The sequence below is a fragment of the Methylobacterium sp. BI1 genome, assembly GCF_056680125.1.
In genome coordinates this window covers 2,651,726-2,672,414 of record NZ_CM155267.1, presented here as the reverse complement: position 1 = coordinate 2,672,414, position 20,689 = coordinate 2,651,726, and the positions used below count along the sequence as shown (strand labels likewise).

At 69.9% G+C, this 20,689-nt stretch carries 16 protein-coding genes; 7 read left to right on the top strand and 9 right to left on the bottom strand.

All coding sequences use genetic code 11. The annotated features are described in order from the left end of the window. Nucleotides 1-257: 257 nt before the first annotated feature. Nucleotides 258-989 (bottom strand): trypsin-like serine protease, encoded by a 732-nt coding sequence (locus AC1MGR_RS12585; RefSeq protein ID WP_480231799.1) that lies wholly within the window; start codon nt 987-989, stop codon nt 258-260. Nucleotides 990-1,201: 212 nt separating this feature from the next. Between AC1MGR_RS12585 and AC1MGR_RS12580 the strand changes: the two genes are divergently transcribed. From AC1MGR_RS12580 to AC1MGR_RS12570, 3 genes are all read left to right on the top strand, one after another. Then, on the top strand, nt 1,202-1,750 hold the full coding sequence (locus AC1MGR_RS12580; protein ID WP_480231798.1) for an acyl-CoA thioesterase: 549 nt from the start codon (nt 1,202-1,204) through the stop codon (nt 1,748-1,750). A 560-nt stretch (nt 1,751-2,310) separates the two neighbouring features. Next, the gene (locus tag AC1MGR_RS12575) at nt 2,311-2,937 is read left to right on the top strand and encodes a Crp/Fnr family transcriptional regulator (RefSeq protein ID WP_110522173.1); all 627 of its coding nucleotides are present in this window, start codon (nt 2,311-2,313) and stop codon (nt 2,935-2,937) included. Nucleotides 2,938-3,200: 263 nt separating this feature from the next. After that, on the top strand, nt 3,201-3,440 hold the full coding sequence (locus AC1MGR_RS12570; protein ID WP_108039447.1) for a DUF6894 family protein: 240 nt from the start codon (nt 3,201-3,203) through the stop codon (nt 3,438-3,440). Between the two features lie 187 nt (nt 3,441-3,627). On the opposite strand, the gene AC1MGR_RS12565 is transcribed toward AC1MGR_RS12570, so the two are convergent. The 7 genes from AC1MGR_RS12565 to AC1MGR_RS12535 form a co-directional block, all read right to left on the bottom strand. Then, nucleotides 3,628-4,626, bottom strand: a complete 999-nt coding sequence (locus tag AC1MGR_RS12565) for a GDP-mannose 4,6-dehydratase (protein ID WP_480231797.1) — start codon at nt 4,624-4,626, stop codon at nt 3,628-3,630. 128 nt (nt 4,627-4,754) lie between these two features. Further along, a complete protein-coding gene (locus AC1MGR_RS12560; protein ID WP_480231796.1) occupies nt 4,755-5,711 on the bottom strand; it encodes a glycoside hydrolase family 191 protein in 957 nt (318 codons plus the stop codon). Then, nucleotides 5,704-7,149: an exopolysaccharide Pel transporter PelG gene (gene pelG / locus AC1MGR_RS12555; RefSeq protein ID WP_108039452.1), complete on the bottom strand. Its 1,446-nt coding sequence runs from the start codon at nt 7,147-7,149 to the stop codon at nt 5,704-5,706. The genes AC1MGR_RS12560 and pelG overlap by 8 nt, the downstream gene beginning before the upstream one ends. Continuing rightward, nucleotides 7,137-8,738, bottom strand: coding sequence for a GT4 family glycosyltransferase PelF (gene pelF, locus AC1MGR_RS12550; RefSeq protein ID WP_480231795.1), 1,602 nt, complete (start codon nt 8,736-8,738; stop codon nt 7,137-7,139). Before pelF ends, pelG begins: the two co-directional genes overlap by 13 nt. Then, the gene (locus AC1MGR_RS12545) at nt 8,735-9,655 is read right to left on the bottom strand and encodes a hypothetical protein (RefSeq protein WP_480231794.1); all 921 of its coding nucleotides are present in this window, start codon (nt 9,653-9,655) and stop codon (nt 8,735-8,737) included. The genes pelF and AC1MGR_RS12545 overlap by 4 nt, the downstream gene beginning before the upstream one ends. Next, nucleotides 9,655-10,563, bottom strand: a complete 909-nt coding sequence (locus tag AC1MGR_RS12540; protein WP_108039458.1) for a hypothetical protein — start codon at nt 10,561-10,563, stop codon at nt 9,655-9,657. The genes AC1MGR_RS12545 and AC1MGR_RS12540 overlap by 1 nt, the downstream gene beginning before the upstream one ends. Nucleotides 10,564-10,883: 320 nt before the next feature. Further along, nucleotides 10,884-11,567 carry a response regulator transcription factor gene (locus AC1MGR_RS12535; RefSeq protein WP_181259748.1) on the bottom strand — a complete coding sequence of 228 codons (684 nt, stop codon included), beginning with the start codon at nt 11,565-11,567 and terminating at the stop codon, nt 10,884-10,886. A 742-nt stretch (nt 11,568-12,309) separates the two neighbouring features. Between AC1MGR_RS12535 and AC1MGR_RS12530 the strand changes: the two genes are divergently transcribed. After that, complete coding sequence (locus tag AC1MGR_RS12530) at nt 12,310-13,770, top strand: tetratricopeptide repeat protein (RefSeq protein ID WP_480231793.1); 1,461 nt, start codon at nt 12,310-12,312, stop codon at nt 13,768-13,770. 76 nt (nt 13,771-13,846) lie between these two features. Further along, on the top strand, nt 13,847-15,148 hold the full coding sequence (locus AC1MGR_RS12525) for an SLBB domain-containing protein (RefSeq protein WP_108039464.1): 1,302 nt from the start codon (nt 13,847-13,849) through the stop codon (nt 15,146-15,148). A gap of 29 nt (nt 15,149-15,177) precedes the next feature. Here AC1MGR_RS12525 and AC1MGR_RS12520 read toward each other — a convergent pair whose 3' ends face one another. After that, the gene (locus tag AC1MGR_RS12520) at nt 15,178-18,561 is read right to left on the bottom strand and encodes a PAS domain S-box protein (RefSeq protein ID WP_181259749.1); all 3,384 of its coding nucleotides are present in this window, start codon (nt 18,559-18,561) and stop codon (nt 15,178-15,180) included. A 329-nt stretch (nt 18,562-18,890) separates the two neighbouring features. Between AC1MGR_RS12520 and AC1MGR_RS12515 the strand changes: the two genes are divergently transcribed. Beyond that, nucleotides 18,891-19,730 carry a sugar phosphate nucleotidyltransferase gene (locus AC1MGR_RS12515; protein WP_480231792.1) on the top strand — a complete coding sequence of 280 codons (840 nt, stop codon included), beginning with the start codon at nt 18,891-18,893 and terminating at the stop codon, nt 19,728-19,730. 4 nt (nt 19,731-19,734) lie between these two features. Then, nucleotides 19,735-20,664: an SDR family oxidoreductase gene (locus tag AC1MGR_RS12510; RefSeq protein WP_108039468.1), complete on the top strand. Its 930-nt coding sequence runs from the start codon at nt 19,735-19,737 to the stop codon at nt 20,662-20,664. The last annotated feature ends 25 nt before the right edge of the window (nt 20,665-20,689 follow it).

Here is a 20,689-nt window from a genome sequence, read left to right as displayed (position 1 = left end):
CGCTGCGCCCGGGGCTCCGGCGAGACTACAGCGCCGGCGGGCCCGGCGGACCAGCCCGACGAAGGCTTTCGGCATGAAGCACCCTCCCCCCTCGGCGCCGGGACGGGAGGCCGATGGGCTGGCACTGCGGCCCCGCCTGCTCGAGCGTGCGCAGCAGGCCCAGGGCCAGGAGGCCGGCGCGCCGGGTCAGGTCCTTTCGGTCCGCACCGGGGAAGCGACCGCCGGCGCCGATGGTCCGGTGCCGGGGTGGTGGGCGGCTACAGATTCGGGATCGCCGGCGCGACCACGACCACCCGCCCGCAGGGCGGCCGCGCGGTCAGGACGGCGCTGGCGACGCCCCAGACCACCGGGCCGCCGGGACCGTCGGCGACCACGGGGCCGCCGGAATCGCCCATGCAGACCTCCGCCCCGCCGCGGGCGACCGCGATGAGGAGACCCGTCGTGGTGCGCAGCACCGGGTCGAGGCGGGTCGTCCTGAGGAAGCCGACGCCCTGGCGCGAAAGGCCCGCCCCGGTGAGGGTCAGCGCCTGGGGCGCGGTGGCCCGGCCGAGCCGGAGCGGCTCGCGCCCGCGCACCGGGCTGGAGAGCTGCAGGACGGCGGTGTCGAGGGAGAGGGCCAGCAGGCCGGAATACTCGGAGGGCAGGTCGTCCGGGACGGTGTCGTAGCGGGCGAGCGCCGCGACCCGGTAGGTCCGCGTGCTCGGGCGGGTCCCGTCGTACAGGACGACTGCCGAGGCGACCGGGTTGTCCCGAAGGCAATGGCCGGCGGTGAGGACGAGGTTCGGAGCGATGAGCACGCCGGAGCAGCGGTTGAGGCCGATCGCGTCCGCGCCGCCGACCAGGGTGCCGATGCCGACGGCGGCCCGGCTGATCCGATTGCGCCCGGCCGGTGCGCCCCCGTTGATGGCGAGGGCGGCGCCGGCGTCGACCACGAGGGCGAGAGCCGCGAAGGCGCCTGCGAGGATGGGACGAGATCGGCGATGACGCATGGATGCTCCGGAACGCGATGGTGCGGAACGACGGGATCCCCCGGCGGAGCATAGGCATCCACGAAGCGGCCTGGGAGAGCGGCCGCCCCCGTTCCGCTTGCGGCATAGCGGCGCCCGTCGAAGGCTGGCGCGGGCGCCGGGGTTCTGCCAAGCCGGACGGCGCCGAGGCCCCCGATCCACGGCTCCGACCGAGGCTTCGATCCGGGACCCCCATGAATCTCTGGCTGCGCCTCCTCTGGCTCATTGCGACGGCGTGGCGGCGACCGGCGCTCGCCCTGCCCTTCGGGGTCTCGCGCCTCCGCTTTCGGGTCTGGCCCCACGACCTCGACACGTCGATGCACCTGAACAACGGACGCTACTGGACCTTGATGGATCTCGGCCGAACCGACCTCATGCTCGGCTCCGGACTGTGGCGCGCGGTGCTGCGCCAGCGCTGGACTCCGGTGATCAGTGCCGGCCAGATCCGCTTCCGCCGCGAACTCCGGCCGTTCCAGGCCTTCGACCTGGAAACCCGGCTGGCGCATTGGGACGAGACCCGCTTCGTCATCGAGCACCGCCTGGTGATCCGGGAGACCGGTACGGTCGCGGCCATCGCCCTGGTTCAGGCCGGACTCTACGACCGCCGGCGGCGCAGCTACGTGCCGATGCGGACAATGCTCGGCGCGATCGGCATCGCGGTGGAGGCGCCGCCGATGCCCGCCGCGGTCGAGGCTTTCCTCGCCGCGGAGCGCGCCCTGCGCGATACGACGGCCCTGGCCTGACAGGCGCCGCGCGTGGAGACGGAGGCTCCCACGCCTTCGACAGGCCCTGCCCGGCTCCGCCCTCGCCGTGCGCGCCTCCATCGCGCCACGCTGTCACAGATTCCGGTCCCACCCTCCCAGCGTCCGGAAGGGCTCGAAAAGGCCCGGGAAAGGCGAAGACGCCGCCCGGGTGTGCGTCAGCGCGCCATCTCAGCTCCCGCGATGCGTCTGGGCCCCGGTGCGCGTTCGAAGTTCAGGGCTTCTGGCAACACTTCGGGCGCTCTATAAATCCGCAAGCATCCTCGTCTGGACAATGGTGATCTCGAGCATCAGGCCCAGGACAATCTCTCAAAAGCGATTTATTTGATCCGATCTTCGATCGGAAGGGGTCATACCTTTTGACTATATATTTATTTTAATCGATATGATTAAATATCAAATGTTGGTCCTCGGTAGTGACTTCAGAGGGGCATGTGTTCAAGTCTTTTCTCCGCAAGTTCGAGCCCCGTTTCAGTCTTTCGGATGCGGATCGAGGCGCTCTCGAACAGGCCAACGTTCACGGCCGGTTCGTCGGTCCCCGCATGGACCTCCTCTCGGAGGGCGACGTTCCGGATCACCTCCACATCATTCGCAGCGGACTGGCCTGCCGCTGCAAATTTCTCCCGGACGGGAGCCGGGTCATCCTCGCCTTCCTCATTCCGGGGGATGTCTGCGACCTCAACGTGCCGGTCATCGGAGCGCTCGACCATTCCATCGTCACGCTCACCCTGTGCGAGGTGGTGCGCGTCCCGCATGACATTCTGGGCCGCCTCACGGCCGGCTATCCATCGCTGGATCGCATCCTTCGGTGCGCCGCGCTGGTCGATGAGGCGATCCTGCGCGAGTGGCTGCTCGTCGTGGGACATCGCCCGGCCGAAAGGCGGCTCGCGCATGTCTTCTGCGAATTTCTGGTGCGCTTCCAATCCGTCGGGCTGGCGACCGCGAACCGGTACGAGCTTCCCCTCACGCAGGTCGACCTGAGCGATGCACTCGGATTATCGCCCGTTCATGTGAACAGGACGCTCGGGAGCCTGAAGCGCCGGAGGCTGATCATCCTCGAAGGCAAGCAGGTGGCCATCCCCGATGTCGAAGCGCTCAAGACCTTCGCCATGTTCGACCCGGCCTACCTGTACCTCGCGCCCGACCTGAACGCACCGCGCGTGGCGTAGGCCGACCGCCCGCGATGCCGCGGAGGTCGGGAGGCATGACGCCACCGCCGGCACCTGTTTGGAGAGGCCCAGGCACCAGCGGTGGCGGCTGTCGTCCTCGACAGCTTGCCGAGCATGATCCGATGTCTTTCGCCGGCATTGCGATAGATCAATGCCGCTCACCTGCGGACGGCGTGAGACTTTCGCCCGGTGATCGCGCTCTTTCGAGGCCTTCCCGCATTCACGAGCTCTCGCGGCTCCTCGGGGCCTATGCGGAGAGACCCATGCCTCGGTACTTCTTCGATATCTACGACGGACGTACCGAGCGCGACGATGTCGGCACCGAATTCCCGGGTCCGCGCGAAGCCGCCCTTCATGCCAAGCGCATTCTACCCGAGATCGCGATCCACGAAGGTTGGGCGGACGGGCATTGCCAAGCCTTCACCGTACTGGTGACGGACGAGGAGGACCATCCTGTGTACTCGGCCGCCCTGTGCTGCATCGGAACGTGGCTGCTCCGCTGATCGCGGACCGCACGGCCGGTTCCGGCACCCGTTACGGCGCCGCGAAGTCTTCGAAACGAGCCTGCCGAAACGACTCTGCCGAACGCAGCTCGGCCGCATCCGAAGGTGGCTCGGATCTCGGCCCAGCTGCGTCCGGCGCCGGTCAGGGAGGTTTCGAGAAACGGGGTGCCAGGAACGGGCGTCCCGATCAGGTGACGTAGCGGTCGGTGGCGTAGAAGCCGGGATTCGAGCGGACGAAATCGATCATCCGGCAGAGCCCGTCATCGATCGACATCCGGGGGCTCCACCCCATGGCACGTCGTGCCAGGCTGTTGTCGGAGATCAGCTTGAGCACTTCGCTCTGCTCCGGCCGCATCCGCTGCGCCTCGCTGACGATCGGCTTGTCGACCCCCATCAATTCGAGGATGCGGTGGGCGAACCAGCCGACCGAGTAGGTCTCGCCGGTGCCGAGATTGATCGTCATCCCCTCGATGCCCGGCTGCGAGCCAGCCGCGAGGAAGCCCGCCACCGTGTCGGAGACGTAGGTCATGTCGCGCTCCGGCGTCAGGGAGCCGAGGCGGATCTCGTCCCGGGCGAAGGCCTGCGAGATGATGGTCGGAATGAAGGCGCGGGCGCTCTGGCGCGGCCCGTAGGTGTTGAACGGCCGCAGCGTCACCACCGGCAGCTCGAACGAGCGGCCATAGCTCTCGGCGAGCTTGTCGGCAGCGATCTTGGAGGCGGAATAGGGCGACTGCCCCTGGAGCGGGTGGGTCTCGTCGATCGGTGCGCGCAGGGCCGTCCCGTAGACCTCCGAGGTGCTCGTATGGACGATCCGCCCGACGGCGCTGCGACGCCCGGCCTGGAGCACGTTCAGCGTGCCCTCGATGTTGGCGCGGACGTAGCTGCGCGGCGCCTCGTAGGAATAGGGGATCGCGATCAGGGCGCCGAGATGCAGCACGACGTCCATGCCCTCGAGGGTCTGGTAGATGAAGTCGCTGTCCTCGATGTTGCCGAAGGCCACCGTCGTCGCAGCCCGAACTTCAGGGTCGAGGAAGTCGAGGTTGCCGACCCGGGCGCCGGAATTGTAGCGCACGATCGCCGTGACCTCGGCGCCCGACCGGACCAGGGCGTCCACGAGGTGGCTGCCGATGAATCCGCCGGCGCCGGTCACCGCGACCCGCTTTCCCTGCCATGCTGTTTCGTCCATCTCATGCTCCCCAACGGCTTTCCCGAAGCACAGGTACGAGTAATTCAGCGCACGGCCAGGATATTCGCAATCGATACAAAGGTATTAGGAAGATTTCAGTAGGGTTCCTGGCCTGGGCCGGAGAGTCCTCAGCGCTCAGCACTGGCACGCGGCTCACGCAGGACCCGATCGAGCAGGATCTGCGCGACGTAGGGGCGGTGCCCAAGCGCGCGTTCGCGGGCGTAGATTTCGCGGATGGTGGCGCTGTCTTCGGCGTCCCAGTAGTCCAGGCTGAGGATCGGCACCGGCGGCTCCGCCTCCGCGAGGGGACGCAGGGCCTGTCGGTGCGGGTCGAGCTCACTGGGCTCCGTCCAGCGATAGCCGTTCGCCGGGCCGTCGTAGGTCGTCAGCAGGCTCTCGGCGACGACTCCGTCGACCTGACCGATCAGCTCGGGCAGCAGGGCGTAGCCGCGGTTCATCAGAAGCGTCCGGTCGGGATGTCGCCGGCGGATGGTCCGGACGAGGTCGATGGCGGCCAGGCGCATGCCGGCATAGCGCTCGGGGTCGGTCTGCTCCAGGTGGGGCGGGGTATCGAGGGTGTCGAAGAACAGCCCCGAGAACCCGCGCTCCAGCAGGGCCGGAACCGCGACGTCGAGGATCAGGTCGCGCCAGGCGGGCCGGCGCACGTCGCACAGCACGGTGTCGGGCCAGTTCGGGTTCTCCCCGATGACGAGATCCGGGTCGTCGAGCCGCGCGAACAAGGGACTCGTGCGCTTGATCTCGCCGAGGCTGAGATAGCCCAGCACCTCGGTTCCGAGGTCTCGAATCGGCGTCAGGGGGCTCTTGAAGCCCGGATCGAGCACGACGAGGTCGAAGCCCTCGAACGCGGCCGGCTCGAGGTCTTCGCCGTAGAACAGCGTCCAGGCCAGGTGGGGGTGGCGCAACCGGTCGCGCGCGCGGGCCGGCCGGTCGAGGAGCAGGCCCGCGGCTCCGAGGCCGGCGAGCAGCCGCAGGACGCTGCGGCGCAGGGTACGCCGGCCCAGGATACCGGGGCGCGGGGTAGCTCTGCGCGGCGTGCTCGGGCGTCCATCGGCGGGATCACGCATCGCTCGACCTTCTGAACCGGAAGTAGCGGCGAACCGGCCGGACCCGTGTCTCGGCCGACCGCAGGGACGTGTTGTTGGTGACGAAGGCATGGAAATGCAGCCAGGGCAGCTCGTGCGCGAGCAGTGTCACCGCGAGGAGGAACGTGAGGGCCGAGGCGAACAGGTTGCCGTACCCGAAGAACGGGAACCCGAGGGGCAGGAGGGCGGCGGTCAGCGTTCCGTTGAGGACGCAATACGTCGCCGAGACCGCGAGGGCGTGGCGGCGCAGGTCGAAGTAGAGCAGGAAGATGAAGCAGAAGGAGGCGCTGGTCTGGAACACCATCCCGACCAGGGCCGCCCGCAGGATGCCCATCTGGCTCGCCCGCAGCCCGAGGGGTTCGATCGCCACGTAGGAGACCAGGATGGCGATGAGGGCGACGGCCGCGAGGGCGATGAACAGCCCGAACAGCTTGGCCATGACGAAGCGGGACAGGCGGGCCTGCATCCGCGCGAGGTCGCGACGGCTGACCCCGTGGGCGAGGCTGCCGTAGAAGGCGCGGCTCAGGCGGAAGAAGTTGGTCTCCACGTGGACGAAGAACACCGCCAGGATGGGGATCGACGCGAGCTGCGCCCAGAACATCGGCGTGTCGTAGTTCGGCATGGTCCGGAAGGCGCCGCCCACCGTGGTCACGCCGACGGGCGCGGCGACCCACATGATCAGCTTGTCGACCCAGAGGCCGAGGGCGCAGGTGAGCCCGATCAGCGGCAGATCCCAGTGCGTCCGCAGGGTCCGCGCCAGCGCGGCATCGGGCACGAGGGCCATCCCGTAATCCTGCAGCAGGCGCCGCGCCAGGACGAGGTCGATGATGGTCAGCCCGATGTTGAAGGCCGTGAGCAGCCGGAGCGGTTCGCTGCTCGGGGCGATCGCGATGAGCGCGACCATGACGGCCGCGCCGGCACCGAAGGCCACGGCGACGATGACGTGACTCCGGATCGCGCCCATGAAGGGGATCAGGAGCCAGGCTGCGCCCATCAGCAGCAGGTTCTGCAGACCGGCCACCGTATCCGGACCGGGCAGGTCCGCGGCGACCAGGTAGAGCGGGCCGGCGATCACGAGGGCCGCGGCGGCGAAGAGGCCCTGTGCGACCACGAAGGCATAGGTCACGCTCGTGTCGCGCTTGAGCCAGACCTGGTCCGAGACGAAGCGCGTGCAGACGAAGGCGATCGGGCCGGTGAGAATCGCCGAGATCAGGGCGTTGTAGATGATGACCGAGCGGAAGATCGCCAATCCGGGGCAGTCGCCGCTGGGACAGGCTGCGAGATCGATGCCGCCGATCGCCAGGACCGTGAAGATCCACGGACCCGCCACCAGGAGGGCCGCGTAGACGTAGGCGCCGGCGGTGCTGGTCAGGGAGCGCCCCCGCGTCATGCGCTCCAGGGCGAAGCCTAGGCCGGCCATGGAATCCTCCCGATCTCCTCCGCCGGCCCGTCCTCCAGCGGGGATTCGGAGCTGCGGCGGGCTGGCGGGTCGAGGGGGGGCGGATCGACCGGAAGCAGGCCGATCGGTGGCGGGTCGACCGACGCGTAGAGCGCCTCGTAGAGCCCGACGACCCGGTCCTGATCGAACACCGTACGGATGCGCGCACGCAGCGCCCGGCCCATGCGCGTGCGGAGGTCTCGGTCCAGCAGGAGGCGCGCGAGGGCATCGGCCGTCGCCTGCGGGTCGCAGGCGCGCACGACGAATCCGCCTGCGGTGTCGGAGCCAGGGCCGTCCGGTCCTTCGAGGATCTCGCGGCAGGACCCGACATCGGTCGTCACCGCGGGGACGCCGGCGGCGCCCGCCTCCAGGATCGCCAGGGGCTGGGCTTCGCTGATGCTGGTAAGGGCGATGACGTCGGTCTGCCCGAAATAGGTCTTCACGTCCCGGACGCGGCCGAGGAACCGGACGGTGTTCTGCAGGCCGAGCTGGCGCACCAGGGTCCGGCACTCGGCCGCGTAGGCGGGATCCTCGTCCTCGGGCCCGATGATGAGCGCGTCGACGTCGGGCACCTGCCGGCGCAGCAGGCCGGCCGCCGCGATGAAGGTGCGGATGTCCTTGATCGGGACGACGCGGCCGACCAGGAGGACGGTGGGGCGGCGTGGCCGCGGATCGGGCGGGATGTCGGCGTACTGGTCGAGGCGGATCCCGTTCGGGATCATGCGCAGCTTCGCCTCGGGCGCCCCGTCCTCGATCTGGTAGAGCTGGTTGGTTCGGAACTGGGTCGTGATCAGGTCGGCGGCATCGTAGCTGATCCGCGCCATGGCGTTGAAGGCGTTCAGCCAGACCCGGCGCAGCTCGGGATCCGTGCCGGTGACGTCGAACCCGCCCGCACCGGACTCGTAGATCCAGTCGGCGACGGAGAGCTCGATCCGCCGTTCGTTGGTGTAGATGCCGTGCTCGGTCACTACGAAGGGCCGCCCCGTCAGGGCCTTGGCCCGGGCCCCGAACAGGCCCGGATAGCCGGTCGAGATGGCATGGTAGACGCGGGCCGGCGGGATCGGCGCGGTGGCGATCGCGATGAGGCTGCGGGCCAGGAAGCGCCAAGTCCAGAAGAAATCGACGAGGGGCGCCCCGGGGAGCATCGCCTCGTAGATCCGCTCGAGCGCGGTCCAGGCCGGGCGCGAATCGAGCAGGGCGCGCTGCCGGAGGTCACAGCGGTCGAGCGCCCGGACGCACCGGCCCCAGGCCGGCGCGCCCCCGTCGGTGAGGACGGCCTGCAGGTCCCGGATCAGCGGCGCGATCGCCTCCCGCCCGCGCAGGAGCGGCAGGCGTCCCGGCGGGCACGCATCGATGGGCACATCGACGAGGCGCTCGACATTCGCCGGAAGGTCGAACTTCCGGGTCCGTTCCTGGCCGGAGGTCGTGAAGGCCACGAGGCTGAAGCGCTTGCCTGGAAAGCTGCGGATGAAGCTGTCGGTCCAGGAGGAGACGCCGCCGAGGAGGTAGGGGTAACCGCCCTCCACGAGCAGGCACACGTCCGAGGGGCCGTCGGCGGTCTGGACGCTCACGACAGGGCCTCCTGCAGAAGAGACGGGGTCGAAGCGCCGCCCTCGGCCTCGATGGCGGCCAGGAGCGCCCGGGCGGCCGCGTTGTCCGGTTCGGCGGCCAGGGCCTGGCTCGCGGCGACGCGGGCGGCCGCCACCTCCGTGCGGGCCTGCAGGGCCTCGGTCAGGCCCGACGCGGCATAGGCGCGGCGCGCCTCCGCGAGGGCGAGCCAGGGGGCGGCCGTGCCCGGGGCCTGGGCGGCGGCCACCTCCAGGGCGAAGAGATCCTGCGTGAAGCGGGTCTGGAGCTTGGCGAGGACCGTCGAGGCCAGCACGCGCACGGAGGCGTCGGAATCCTGCAGCGCGGCCCGGATGACGTGGGTGAGGCAGGGATCGAAGCGCCGCCCCACGACCGCCAGCGCCTCGAACTTGGCGTCCTTCGCGCCGCCCGCGAGGATGTCCGCCAGGGGGACCACCGTGCTGGCCTTGCCGACCCGGAGGCGCCCGTCGCGCAGGTCGCTGCTGAGTCGGCCGCACTCCGTTCTCAGGTCGAGATGGCCCTCCGTCTCGAGCCAGGTTCCGAAAGCCTCGGCCGGGCGCTGGTGGGCCGCACCGCGATCGAGGAGGGCGAGGCCGATCGCCAGGAGGGTGCCGAAGGGCCCGCCGATGAAGGTCCAGAGGGTGAGGTGGGCCAAGCGCGCCGCCTCCTCCGGCGCCCGTGCGTCCTGCAGGGTGCGCAGGCCGAGGATCAAGCACAGGCCGACATGCCCGGCGATCACGACGACGGGGCCGACCAGGGCATGCAGCAGCGCCGCGGCGAGGGCGATCTCCCCGAGCGCCGTGGCGAGGGCGATCGCGGTCGGTGAGCGGGGCACGCGCAGGGTCCCGTCCCAGGCAGTCCGGGGCCGCACGGCGGCGAGCGGATCGGGGAGGTCGATCATCACCGCTCCGCCCCGGCCACCAGGCTGCCCATGGCCAGCGCCATGTCCAGCGCGCGCGGCGCGGCTTCGGCGAGGGTCTGGTTGGGCAGCAGGCCCTCGACCAGGAGCAGGCCGCGCGGGCCAGGGGCGCCGTGGGTCGGAAGCGCGACGGCCAGGACCGCGCCGGCCGGCAGTCTGCGGGCATCCGCCGCGCGATCCCGGCGCCAGAGCCGGTCCGGCGCCTGTGCCACGGCTTCGGCCAGGGTGCCCTCGATGGCCGGTGCGCTGACCCGGTCGCGCGGACCGCCCTCCCCGACCGTGGCCAGGGGAACGAGGCCCCGGGGCGTGGCCGCGTAGACCGTGAGCCGGGAGGCTCCCACGAGCCTGCGGCCCAGCTCCGCGAGGCTCGTCGCCAGGCGGAGGCCGTCCTCGGCCTCCAGGCAGGCGAAGGCCTTGCTCACGCTGCCGAGGGTGCGGGTCTCGGCGGCGAATCGGAGTTCGAGGCGACCGATCTCTGCCATGGCGGCGGAAAGGCCGCGGCCGAGGCTGTCGGCCTCGTCGAGGGCGTCGTCCCGCTGCTGGCGCAACTCGGCCGCGTGGAAGATGTGGAGGCTGCGCAACCCGCCGAGGACCAGGGCGCAGGCCAGCCAGGCCGTCGGCTCGGCGACGACCTGACGCGAGTAGGCGTAGTAGTCCTGGGTGGCGAGCTGCGAGGGCAGTGCGGAGCTGTACAGGGCCAGGGTCGCCATTAGGGTGGCGAAGACGCCGCCCGCGAGGCCGTACTGCGCCGAGATCAGGATCACCGGGATCCAGAACGGCCGGGGAGTCATCCAGGCGTAGCGGCTGCCGTCGAAGACCAGGTGGTCGATCAGGACGAGGAGCAGGACGAGCCCGATCGCTTCCGGGACGTAGCGCCGCCATCCCAGCAACGGGCTGGACCGGTCCTGATCCGAAGCGCCCTGCTCACCCGCCGCCGCAGCCGTCACAGCATGGCCCCCCACAGGCATTCGCAGCAGGCCAACGAAGTCGATCGTCGGTGCGCCGCAAGGTCCGTAAACATCTTGAAAAGAGCAGGAATTCGGCTGGGAAGAAATATCGCCGGAACTAGCGATCTTGGATTATCGCAAGACCAGTTCAGTCATCCGTCCGTGCTATTCGTCCGGCGGCGATTTTGGTCCAGCCGAGAGCGCGCGCCCGGATGGCCGGGCGCGGCTCGGATCGGACTTCGGATTGGGGGCGAGGCCCCGTGTCAGGCGTTGTGCGAGACCGCCAGCGTCTGCGCGGCCTTCGCCTGATCGGCGGAGGGCCGCGCGTGGAACCAGGCGCCGCCGAGATGGGGGGCCCAGGACACCACGCCCTTGGTGTTCACCAGATAGGCGAGCTCGGTCCGGTTCTTGGCCTGGAGCTTCTTCATGATGTTGCGGACATGCACTTTCACCGTGTTGGTGCACATGTTGAGTTCATAGGCGATCACCTTGTTCGGCTTGCCGATCTGCAGGACGCCGAGCACGGCCGCCTCGCGCTCCGTCAGCCGGACCGATCCGCGTCCGCGGGCCTCCGCGGCCGGTGGAGTGGGGGGCGTGCAGACGATCCCGGACGGGACGAAGCAGCCGCCGGCCAGCACCAGTGCGATGGCGCTCTGGGCCACCTTCACCGAACTCGTCATCGGGATGAAACCACTGAGCCCCCGCCGCATCGCCTCGGTGACCTGGTGGTAATCCTCGAGTTCCGACAGGAGGACGATCGGAACGCCGGGACTGACGCTGGCGAGGGTATCCAGCTCGCTCTCCATCTGCGCGATGCTGCGATGGGTTGCGGCGATCACGATGACCGAGGCCGGGGACCGCTCCTTGGCGGCCTTCTGCCAAAGTCCGACGCTGCAGAAGCCCAGGACCTGGGGCGCGTCGGCACTTTTCTGGATCTGGGAGATCAAGCTCTCTCGAAAGAGGACCCGGGGGTCGATGATGACGACCGTAGATTGATCAGCCCTCGCAACTGAAATGTCCGATTCGATTGCGACGAGTGACATAGTCAGCCCTCCCATACGATCTTCGGCATGCACCGACTCCGGCGCCACTCGTGAGATCCGAGATGTGTGCCGCGACGATTTGATTAGCTACAATGGGTTTGCGCCGATTACAAGCGATTACTTGAAGATTGGCCGGGTATTAATCTTTGATAAGGAGTCAGTAGTTTTTCGACTTCCGAAATAGCAAAATGGCGATCTCCTGCGGAGTCGATCGCGCGAGGCCACCTTCGAATTATCCGGGGATATCTTGTAGAGCTCCGACATCGCGGCACGCAGGCCCTGCCGGGCGAGCCCAAGAGGCAGCCCGGTGGAAGGCACGGGAACGGGCGGTCCCGTGCCCGATCGTCAGCGCCCAAGGTTCCCTGACTCCGTCGACCGGAAATTCTCTCCCGCAGTCGAGTATATCCTAGGCGCAAAAGAGTCCGTTTCCTCATAAAAAGGGATTAGATCTGCGAGTTTCAGGCGCATTCGCGGTATGAGGCAGCGTAAAATTCTTAGTTTTGGATTCTTGTTTTTCGTTTTTTTACTTGTTCTCATGCCGTGCATCGGAGCTTGAGCGCGGACAACGATTCATGTCGGCCAGTTACGGCACATCGTCGATCTGTCTTCCTCGCGGACCCGGTTGGATGGGGGCGGCGGGGCGGCCATGAGGATCGGCTGGCGCTTCCTCGGGATCTGGGCCTTCGCCGCCGCCGCGACCGCCTACGCCCTCTCGCCCGGCTCCGAGGAGCAACTCGCGATGCTGGCGCGGGATGGGCGAACCAGCGAGGCCGCGAGCGAGTTGGCGCGGCTCCTCGCCCTTGGACGGCGGGATCCCGCCTTCCTGGCGGCCGCCGCACGCGCCCTCGAGTCCACCGGCAACCGGGGGCTCGCGGAAGATCTCCTCGAGCGGTACCTGGTGGAACGGCCCGGGGACGTGCAGGTCCTGGAATGGCTCGCCAATCTCTACCGGGCCTCCGACGACCGTCCGGCCGCCACCCGTACCCTGGTGACCTTGGTGGCCCTGGCCCCGACCCGGCCGCGCCTGTGGGCGCTCCTCGACCTGTACCGGGCCCAGGAGCGCCTCGACGAGGAGCGGGAATTCCTGAAGAGCATCGACGACGAGACGCTGCTGCGGCCCGTGGACGTCGAGCGCCTCGGCATCCTCCTGTCCTGGGCCGGGGAGCGCGCGGCGGCGTTGGCCGCCCTGCGCCGGGCCGATGCCCTGATGCCGGGCACGCAGGAGATCGGTCGGATCGTCCTGTTCGACCTCCTTCTTGCCGAAGGCCTGCGAGAGGAGGCCGCTGAGCGCGCCGGCCACTGGGTCGCCGATTGGCGCGACAAGCCCTGGCTCGGCGTGCACGTGGTGCGCCGGATGGCGGCGCGGGGAGACCCGGCTGCCGCCGTCGCCCTCGGCGCGCAGGTGATCGCCCTGAGCCCAGAGACGCGCTTCTACCTGGCGCGGGTGGTCGCCGAGGACGGGAACCGGCGCATCGCCACCTCGCTCCTGGAAGACTGGGCGCAGGACGGTCCACAGCCCTCGTCCGACGCGGTGGCCGGCTACGTGGCAGCCGCCTACGCGGTGGGCGACGTCCCGGCGCTCTGGCGCAAGGCCTCGCGGATCCTCGCCGAACCCAGCTGGTACGAGGCACAGATCGCGATCGTGGAAGCCCTGGCCCTGCGCTACGGCCTGGATGCGATCGCGCCGCTGAGGCCCCGCCTGTCCTGGGCGGCCCTGCAGCGCCAACCCCTGTTCGCCGCGCGGCTGGCGCTGCACGAGGGCAACCCGGTTCTGGCCCGCCGCGTCCTCGAATCCGTCGATCCGGAGACCCTGACCGCTCCGGGACGGACCGAGTGGGTGGCGCTCGTCAGCCTGATCTCCGGCGACACGGCGGCCCTGGCGGCCCTGGGCGATCTCCTGCGCCGGGACCGGCTCCCGACCGACCTGCTCCCGGTCCAGCTGCGTCTGGCCGAGCGTCTCGGCAATGGCGGGGAGCAGCGCCTCGGTCTCGACGCCCTGCGTCGGAGCGCGCTCGCACCGGCGACCATCGCGCGGCAGGCGCAGGCCCAGCAGGCGCAGGTTCAATCCACGGCGAAGGCCGGGCTCGACGCCCGGAGGGTGCAGTGAGCGACACCCCGACGACCCCCCGACCGCCGGGCCGAATCCCGCGGACGCAATCCCACGAACACAAGGAGTCGAGGTCATGTTGAGATGCCGAGCCGTCGCCTTCGCGGTGCTCACCCTTCTGTCCGGCCAAGGGGCCCTGGCCGAGGGCGGGCCGGTTCTCCGCTCCGGGGACCGGCTCAAGATCACCTTCTACGAGACCATGGAGATCCCCAATCCGGCACCCGGCGACAAGGGCCAGTCCGCGGGTGCCGCCGCGGTGATCCAGACGTTCTACCAGCGGGTGGACCTCTCGGGCGAATACTCCATCGAACAGGGCGGCGCCCTCGCGCTGCCGTTCTTCGGCTTCGTGCCGGCGGCCGGGAAGCCCCTGGAGACGCTCAGGACCGACCTGATGGGCGTCTTCGAGACCGCCTTCGGCCGGCACGGCGGCGTCACGGTCGGTCTCGTGCAGCGTGCGCCCGTCTTCGTCGTGGGGTCCGTCCGCGCGCCGGGCGCCTACCCGTATACGGGCGGCATGATCGTGCTGCAGGCGGTGGCCCTCGCGGGTGGGCGGGACCGGGATCCCGCCACCCTCTCGGGGGTGGTGGAGACCCTGCGCGAGCGGGAGCGGGAGGACGTCGCCCGCACGCGGCTGAAGCGCGCGCTGGCGCGCAAGGCCGCCCTGACCGCGGGACGGGCGGGCGCGGAGGTGCAGGAGCGGCTTCGAACCCTGGCGGGACCTGAAGAGGCGGCGGCCCTCCTGGGCGCCGAGACGAAGGTGTTGCGCCTGGAGGCGAGCCTGCAGACGAGCGACGAGGGATCGCGCAAGGCCGCGGCAGACGCCTCCGGCACCGAGGTCGACCTCCTGCGCAAGCGCCTGGAGACTTATGGGGCGCAGATCGCGGCCCGCGGCGACCGGCTGCGCACCATGGAGGCGCTGTTCTCCCGGCAGGTGGTCGAGAGCGAGCGCGTCGCCGACGTCCGCCGCGACTTCATCGACATGGAGGGCCGCCGGCGCGACTACGAGGTCGGGATCCTGCAGGCGGAGCAGCGCCAGAGGATGGCCCGCGAGGCCCTGGACCAGGGCAATGCCCGGCAGCGCCTCACGGCCGAGCGCGAGATCGCCCTGGTCGATGCCGAGATCGCATCCGCCGAACGCGCCCTGTCGACGGCCGCCGTCGTGGGCGCCACGATGAGTGCGGGCTGGGCGCGCGATCCGGTCCTCGCCTATCGCATCGTGCGCAGCGGGACCGGCGGCGCGCAGGTGCTCTCCGCCACGGAGACCGACAGCCTCGAGCCCGGCGACGTGCTCAAGGTCGTGATCGACCCGCGCGGGGACGAGCATCCCCGGAACGTCACTGCCGAGGCGACTCCCTCCCGGGCCGACTCGGCACCCTAGCCGTCGCGTCGGACACCGGACGGTCGGCCCTAGCCGACGGCGGTGCGCGGAGGGGGCGCCGGGCTGATCGCCCGCGGCCGGCCCCAGGCCGCCAGCGCCGCCGCGCATGCGGCGGATCGGCGGGCCAGCATCCGTGCCTCGCCGAGCAGGCGGTGAAAGGTCTCGAGCCCGGCCTGCGCGATCCGCTGCTCGTCGCAGCCTTCGAGGGCGCGGCAGGCATCCGAGAGCGCCGTGAAGCCGAGGGTCCCCGCCGAGGAGACGCAGCTATGCGCCTCGAAGCGCAGGCCGTTGCGGTCCGCCTCGGTCTCGGCCTCGTGCAGGAAGCGGGTGTCGAGTTCCTCCGCGAGGGCCTGGAGCAGGCCGGTGGTGCGCGGCGCGCCGATCAGGGCGACGATCTCGTCGTAGACGCCGCGATCGAGAAGGTCGGATTCCACGGCCGCTCGATCGGCGGGCGGGACCGCCCCTGACCCCGACGACAGCCATTTGTCGACCATCTGGTAGAGGGCGGCCCGGTTGAACGGCTTGCCGATATGGTCGTCCATCCCGGCCTCCCGGAACATCCGGATCTGCTCGGGCAGGACGTTGGCCGTCATGGCGATGATCGGCATCGCGGCGGCGGCCAGGTTCAGGGTCCGGATGCGGCGGGCCGCCGTGAGCCCGTCCATGCCGGACATCTGCACGTCCATCAGCACGAGGTCGAAGGCGGTCTCCGCCACCGCCCGGACGGCGGATGCCCCGTCCGGGACCACGTCGACCGCGTAGCCGCCGATCTCCAGGGCCGCGCGCGCGAGCTCCTGGTTGATCGGGTTGTCCTCGACGACCAGCAGGCGCCCGCTCCGGCGGGGCGGGCATGCGGTTCTCGCCAGCGCGCGGGGCCGTGCGTCCGCACCGGGCGGCAGGGTCAGGGCGAACCAGAAGGTGGCGCCGACGCCCGCCTCGGACAGGACGCCGATCTCACCGCCCATGAGGCCGATCAGCTGCTTGCAGATGGCGAGGCCGAGGCCGGTGCCGCCAAAATCCCGCGCGATCGAGCCGTCGACCTGGGAGAACCGCTTGAACAGCCGGTCCTGCCGGTCCCGTGCGATCCCGATCCCGGTATCCGACACGCCGAAGCGCAGGCGCGCGCCGGTCTCGTCGGTACCCGCGTGCCGGACGCTGAGGGTGACGCCGCCCTGCGCGGTGAACTTGATCGCGTTGTTGAGGAGGTTGAGCAGCACCTGCCGAAGGCGCGCTTCGTCACCGAACAGGCTGTGCGGGATCGCCGGATCGACGACGGACCGGATCTCCAGGCCCTTCTGCTCGGCCGAACCGCGGATGATGGTCAGGCAGCTGTCGATCAGGGCGTAGGGGTCGAAGGATTGCCGGTCCAGCGCGATGGCGCCGGCCTCGACCTTGGAGAAGTCGAGGATGTCGTTGACCACCGTGAGCAGGGCCGCCCCGGAGGTGCGCACGAGTTCGGCCTGGCGCTGCAGATCGGGCTGGAGCCGGCCGGAACTGACCATCAGGTCGGTGAAGCCGATGATGGCGTTGAGCGGCGTCCGGATCTCGTGGCTCATGGAGGCCAGGAAGTCGGTCTTGGCCGCGCTCGCGCGCTCCGCCTCCAGCCGCGCCGTCTCCGCGTCGCGGGTGCGGGCGGCGACGCGATCGCTCAACGTCGCGTTCAGCTCGCGCAGGGCGGCCTCGCTCGCGCGCAGGGAGCGCTCGGCGGCGTCGCGCGCCGTGTCGTCGCGCATGGTCAGGACGGCGCCGACCTGATGTCCGTCGCGACCGACCAGGGGCCGCGCCGAGCCGATCGCCAGGACCTCGACGCCGTCCGGCCGCCGCACCCGCCAGCGGGCATCCTGCACGCTCTCCCCCCGCACCGCCCGCGCCAGGGGCAGGTCCCTCGGGACGTAGGGCGCGCCGTCCTCGGTGTAGAGGTGGTAGGACTTGCTGTAGTCGTCCGGCTCGACGTCCAGGCGCGCCACGCCGTGGATCGCGGCGGCGGCCTCGTTCACCAGGGTGATTCGGCCCGCCGTATCCGTGACGATCACGCCCTCGGCGAGCTGGGCCAGGATGGCGTTGTGCGCCGTCTCGGCCACGTCCCGGTAGCGGGCCTCGCTCTCCGCCGCGGCGCGCTCGGCCCGCTTGCGGGCATCGATGTTCCGAAGGGATGCCACGTAGCCGGTGGCGCGGCCGTCGACGGGATTCCGGGTCAGCGTGAAGGAGATGTCCGTCCAGATCCAGGTGCCGTCCTTGCGCCGGTAGCGTTGCTGGCTGACGGTCCGCTCCACCCGCTCGGACGTCAGGCCGTCGAGCACGGACCGGTAGGCCTCGGCATCGTCCGGATGCACGCAGTCCATCGGGCGCAGCCCGATCATCTCCTCCGGGGTGTAGCCGAGGACGGTCATGGAAGCCGGCGAGACGTAGCGCCGGGTCGTGTCGAGGTCGCTCTGGATGATCACGTCGGAGGAGTTTTCCGCCAGGAGCCGATAGCGGGTCTCGCTCGCCTGCAGGGCGATCTGCGCGGCCCGCCGCTCGGTGGAGTCCCGCAGGATCTTGGTGAAGCCGAGGAGCGTCCCGGTTTCGTCCCGGATCGGGTGGATCACCACGCTCGCCCAGAAGCGCTCGCCGTTCTTGCGCAGGCGCCAGCCCTCGTCCTTGAAGACACCGAGGTGCTGGGCGGTGTCGAGGGCGCCCTTCGGTGCTCCCTGCCGGCGGTCGTCCTCGCCGTAGAAGCGAGCGATGTGCGTCCCGACGATCTCCTCGGCATGGTAACCCTGGATCCGCTGGGCGCCGGCGTTCCAGTTGCGCACCAGCCCGGCCGGATCGAGCATGTAGATGGCGTGGTCGCTGACACCCTCGACGAGGCGGCGGTAATGGGCCTCGCTGGTCTGGAGCGCCCGTTCCGCCCGGGCCCGCTCGTCCGCATGAGCCCGGTTGGCCACCAGCGTCTGCTGCAGCCGCAAGTGGGCGGCGACGATGCGGGCGAGATCCGCGAGCTGGTCGGCCTGCTGCGTCGAGAGGGTACGGGGCTTCGAATCGATCAGGCAGAGGGTGCCGACCCGGATGCCCGGCTGCAGGATGAGCGGGGCGCCGGCGTAGAATCGGATGTGCGGCTCGCCCGTCACCAGGGGGTTGGCGGAAAAGCGGCTGTCTTGGGTCGCGTCCTCGACGACCAGGATCGCGTCGGAGAGGATCGCGTGGCTGCAGAAGGAGACCGCCCGAGGGGTCCGTTCCAGATCGAGCCCGCACCGGGCCTTGAACCACTGCTCCCGCTCCTCGACGATCGAGACCAGGCAGGTCGGCACGTCGAACAGCGCCTGTGCCGTCCGGCAGACCGCATCGAAATGCGGCTCGGGCGGGCTGCCGACCAGGGCCAGGGCCCGCAGGGCCGCCAGGCGTTCGGCCTCGTTGGATGCGATCGGCGACATGCGGGTGAACGGGCCTGGAGCGGAGCTGTGACCGGTGAGGCCACGCATCAAGCTTTTCGAGGCAAGTCCGTAAATGCGACTTAACGCTAAGGCCGTCGGAGCGATGCTTTGAAGCCCGGAGCGACGTCCGGCCTTCACGCTTTGGCGAGCATCCCCCCAACTGCCCTACGTCGTAGCGAAATCGGGTTAGTGCGCGCTTCCCTTGGATGCGGCCGCTAAGCCCACCAAGTCAGTTGCTATGAAGTCTTAAAAATCCGTTAATCCTGTCCGTGGAGATAATATTCGAGAGACGTAAATTCAATTTTGATTGTGAAATTTAGGAGGGCGCAATGCTTGAAGTCGTTCCAGACCGGGCGGATCATCATCTGAGATCTTCGGACGCTGCGCATGCGCTGCATCTCTACGACGCGGCATCCGAGCGCCTGGTGCCGCACGTCGCCGCGACGCCGGCGATCAAGCAGGCGGTGGTGATGGCCGGCGGCAAGGGGACGCGGCTCCATCCCTATTCCGCGCTGTTTCCCAAGCCCCTGATGCCGCTCAACGACATGCCGGTCCTGGAACTGCTGCTGCGACAGATGAAATGCGCCGGCATCACCGACGTGATCCTGGCGGTGAACCACCTCAGTCACCTGCTCGAGGCGTTCTTCCGGGACGGCGAGCGCCTCGGCCTCAACATCCGTTACCGGCTCGAGGACCAGCCCCTCGGCACGGCCGGCGCCCTCGGCGCCATGCTGGACGACCTCGACGAGGCCTTCTTCGTCACCAACGGCGACCTTCTCACGACCCTCAACCTCAAGAACATGATGGCGGCCCATCGCGAGGCCGGGGCCGACATCTCGATCGGGGTGTTCGAGCGGGAGGTGAAGATCGATTTCGGTCTGATCGAGATCGACGAGCGCAGCCGCATGACGGCCTATCGCGAAAAGCCCAAGAGCACGCACTTCGTCAGCATGGGGGTCTACGCCCTGTCGCGCGAGGCGGTGCGCCAGCACCTCGTGCCCAACACCTACCTCGACATGCCCAACCTCATCGCCAAGGTGAAGGCGGCCGGCGGCGACGTGGCCTGCTTCCACGAGGATTGCGTCTGGCTCGACATCGGGCGTCCCGACGACTTCGCCCTCGCGCAGCAGATGTTCGTCTCGGATCGCAGCCTGTTCCTGGCCTCGTGACCCGATGTCGTCGCATCAGCCGGGCGGCGGCATCCTGATCAGCGGCGCGGGTGGCTTCATCGGCCGGGCCCTCGCCGCCCACCTCGACGGGCGCGGGCTGCCCGTCGCGACGGTCGGCACCCGGCGCGACGTCCGGGCCGAGCACTGGACCGTGGCGCCCGGGCACTGGAGCGTCGCGACCTGGGGGAAGGCCCTCGACCACTTCCGGCCTGCCACGGTGTTCCACCTCGCCGGTGCGACGCAGGGCACGCCCGAGGGGTTGCAGGCGGTCAATGTCGGCCTCGCCCAGGCGCTCTTCGCCGCCCTGCGCCGCACCGGGCTGCGGCCGACCGTCATCCTGGCGGGCAGCGCGGCCGAGTACGGCGACGCCGTGGTCGACGGGGTCCCGGTGCGGGAGGATGCGCTCTGCGCACCGTTCACGGCCTACGGCCGGAGCAAGCTCGCCCAGACCCGGGCCGCCCTCACCTTCGCGGCCGAGACCGGGATCCGCGTACTCGTGGCGCGGATCTTCAACCCGATCGGGCGGGGCTTGCCCGGCCATCTCGCGCTGGGCGACTTCGCCCGCCAGATCGACGCGATCGGTCCGGGCGGCGGGACCCTCGTCACCGGCGACATCGAGGTCTGCCGCGACATGCTCCTTGTCGAGGATGTCGCCTGGGCCCTCGCCGAGCTCGCTGCCAATCCGGCGGCCTCCGGGGTGGTCAACCTGTGCACGGGCGTGCCCACCCGCATCGGCGACGTGCTGGAGGGCATGATCCTGGCCTCCGGCAAGCCGATCACGATCGCCCGCGACCCGGCCCGTCTGCGCCGCGGCGAGCGCCGGGTCATCGTCGGCTCGCCCGACGCCCTGGCCGCCCTCGGCGCGAAGCCGCCGCGGCGCGACCTGCCCCAGGCCGCCGGGACGATGCTGACGGCGCCCCTGCGCGCCGCCTGATCCTGCCTTCCTCTCAGCCTTCAGG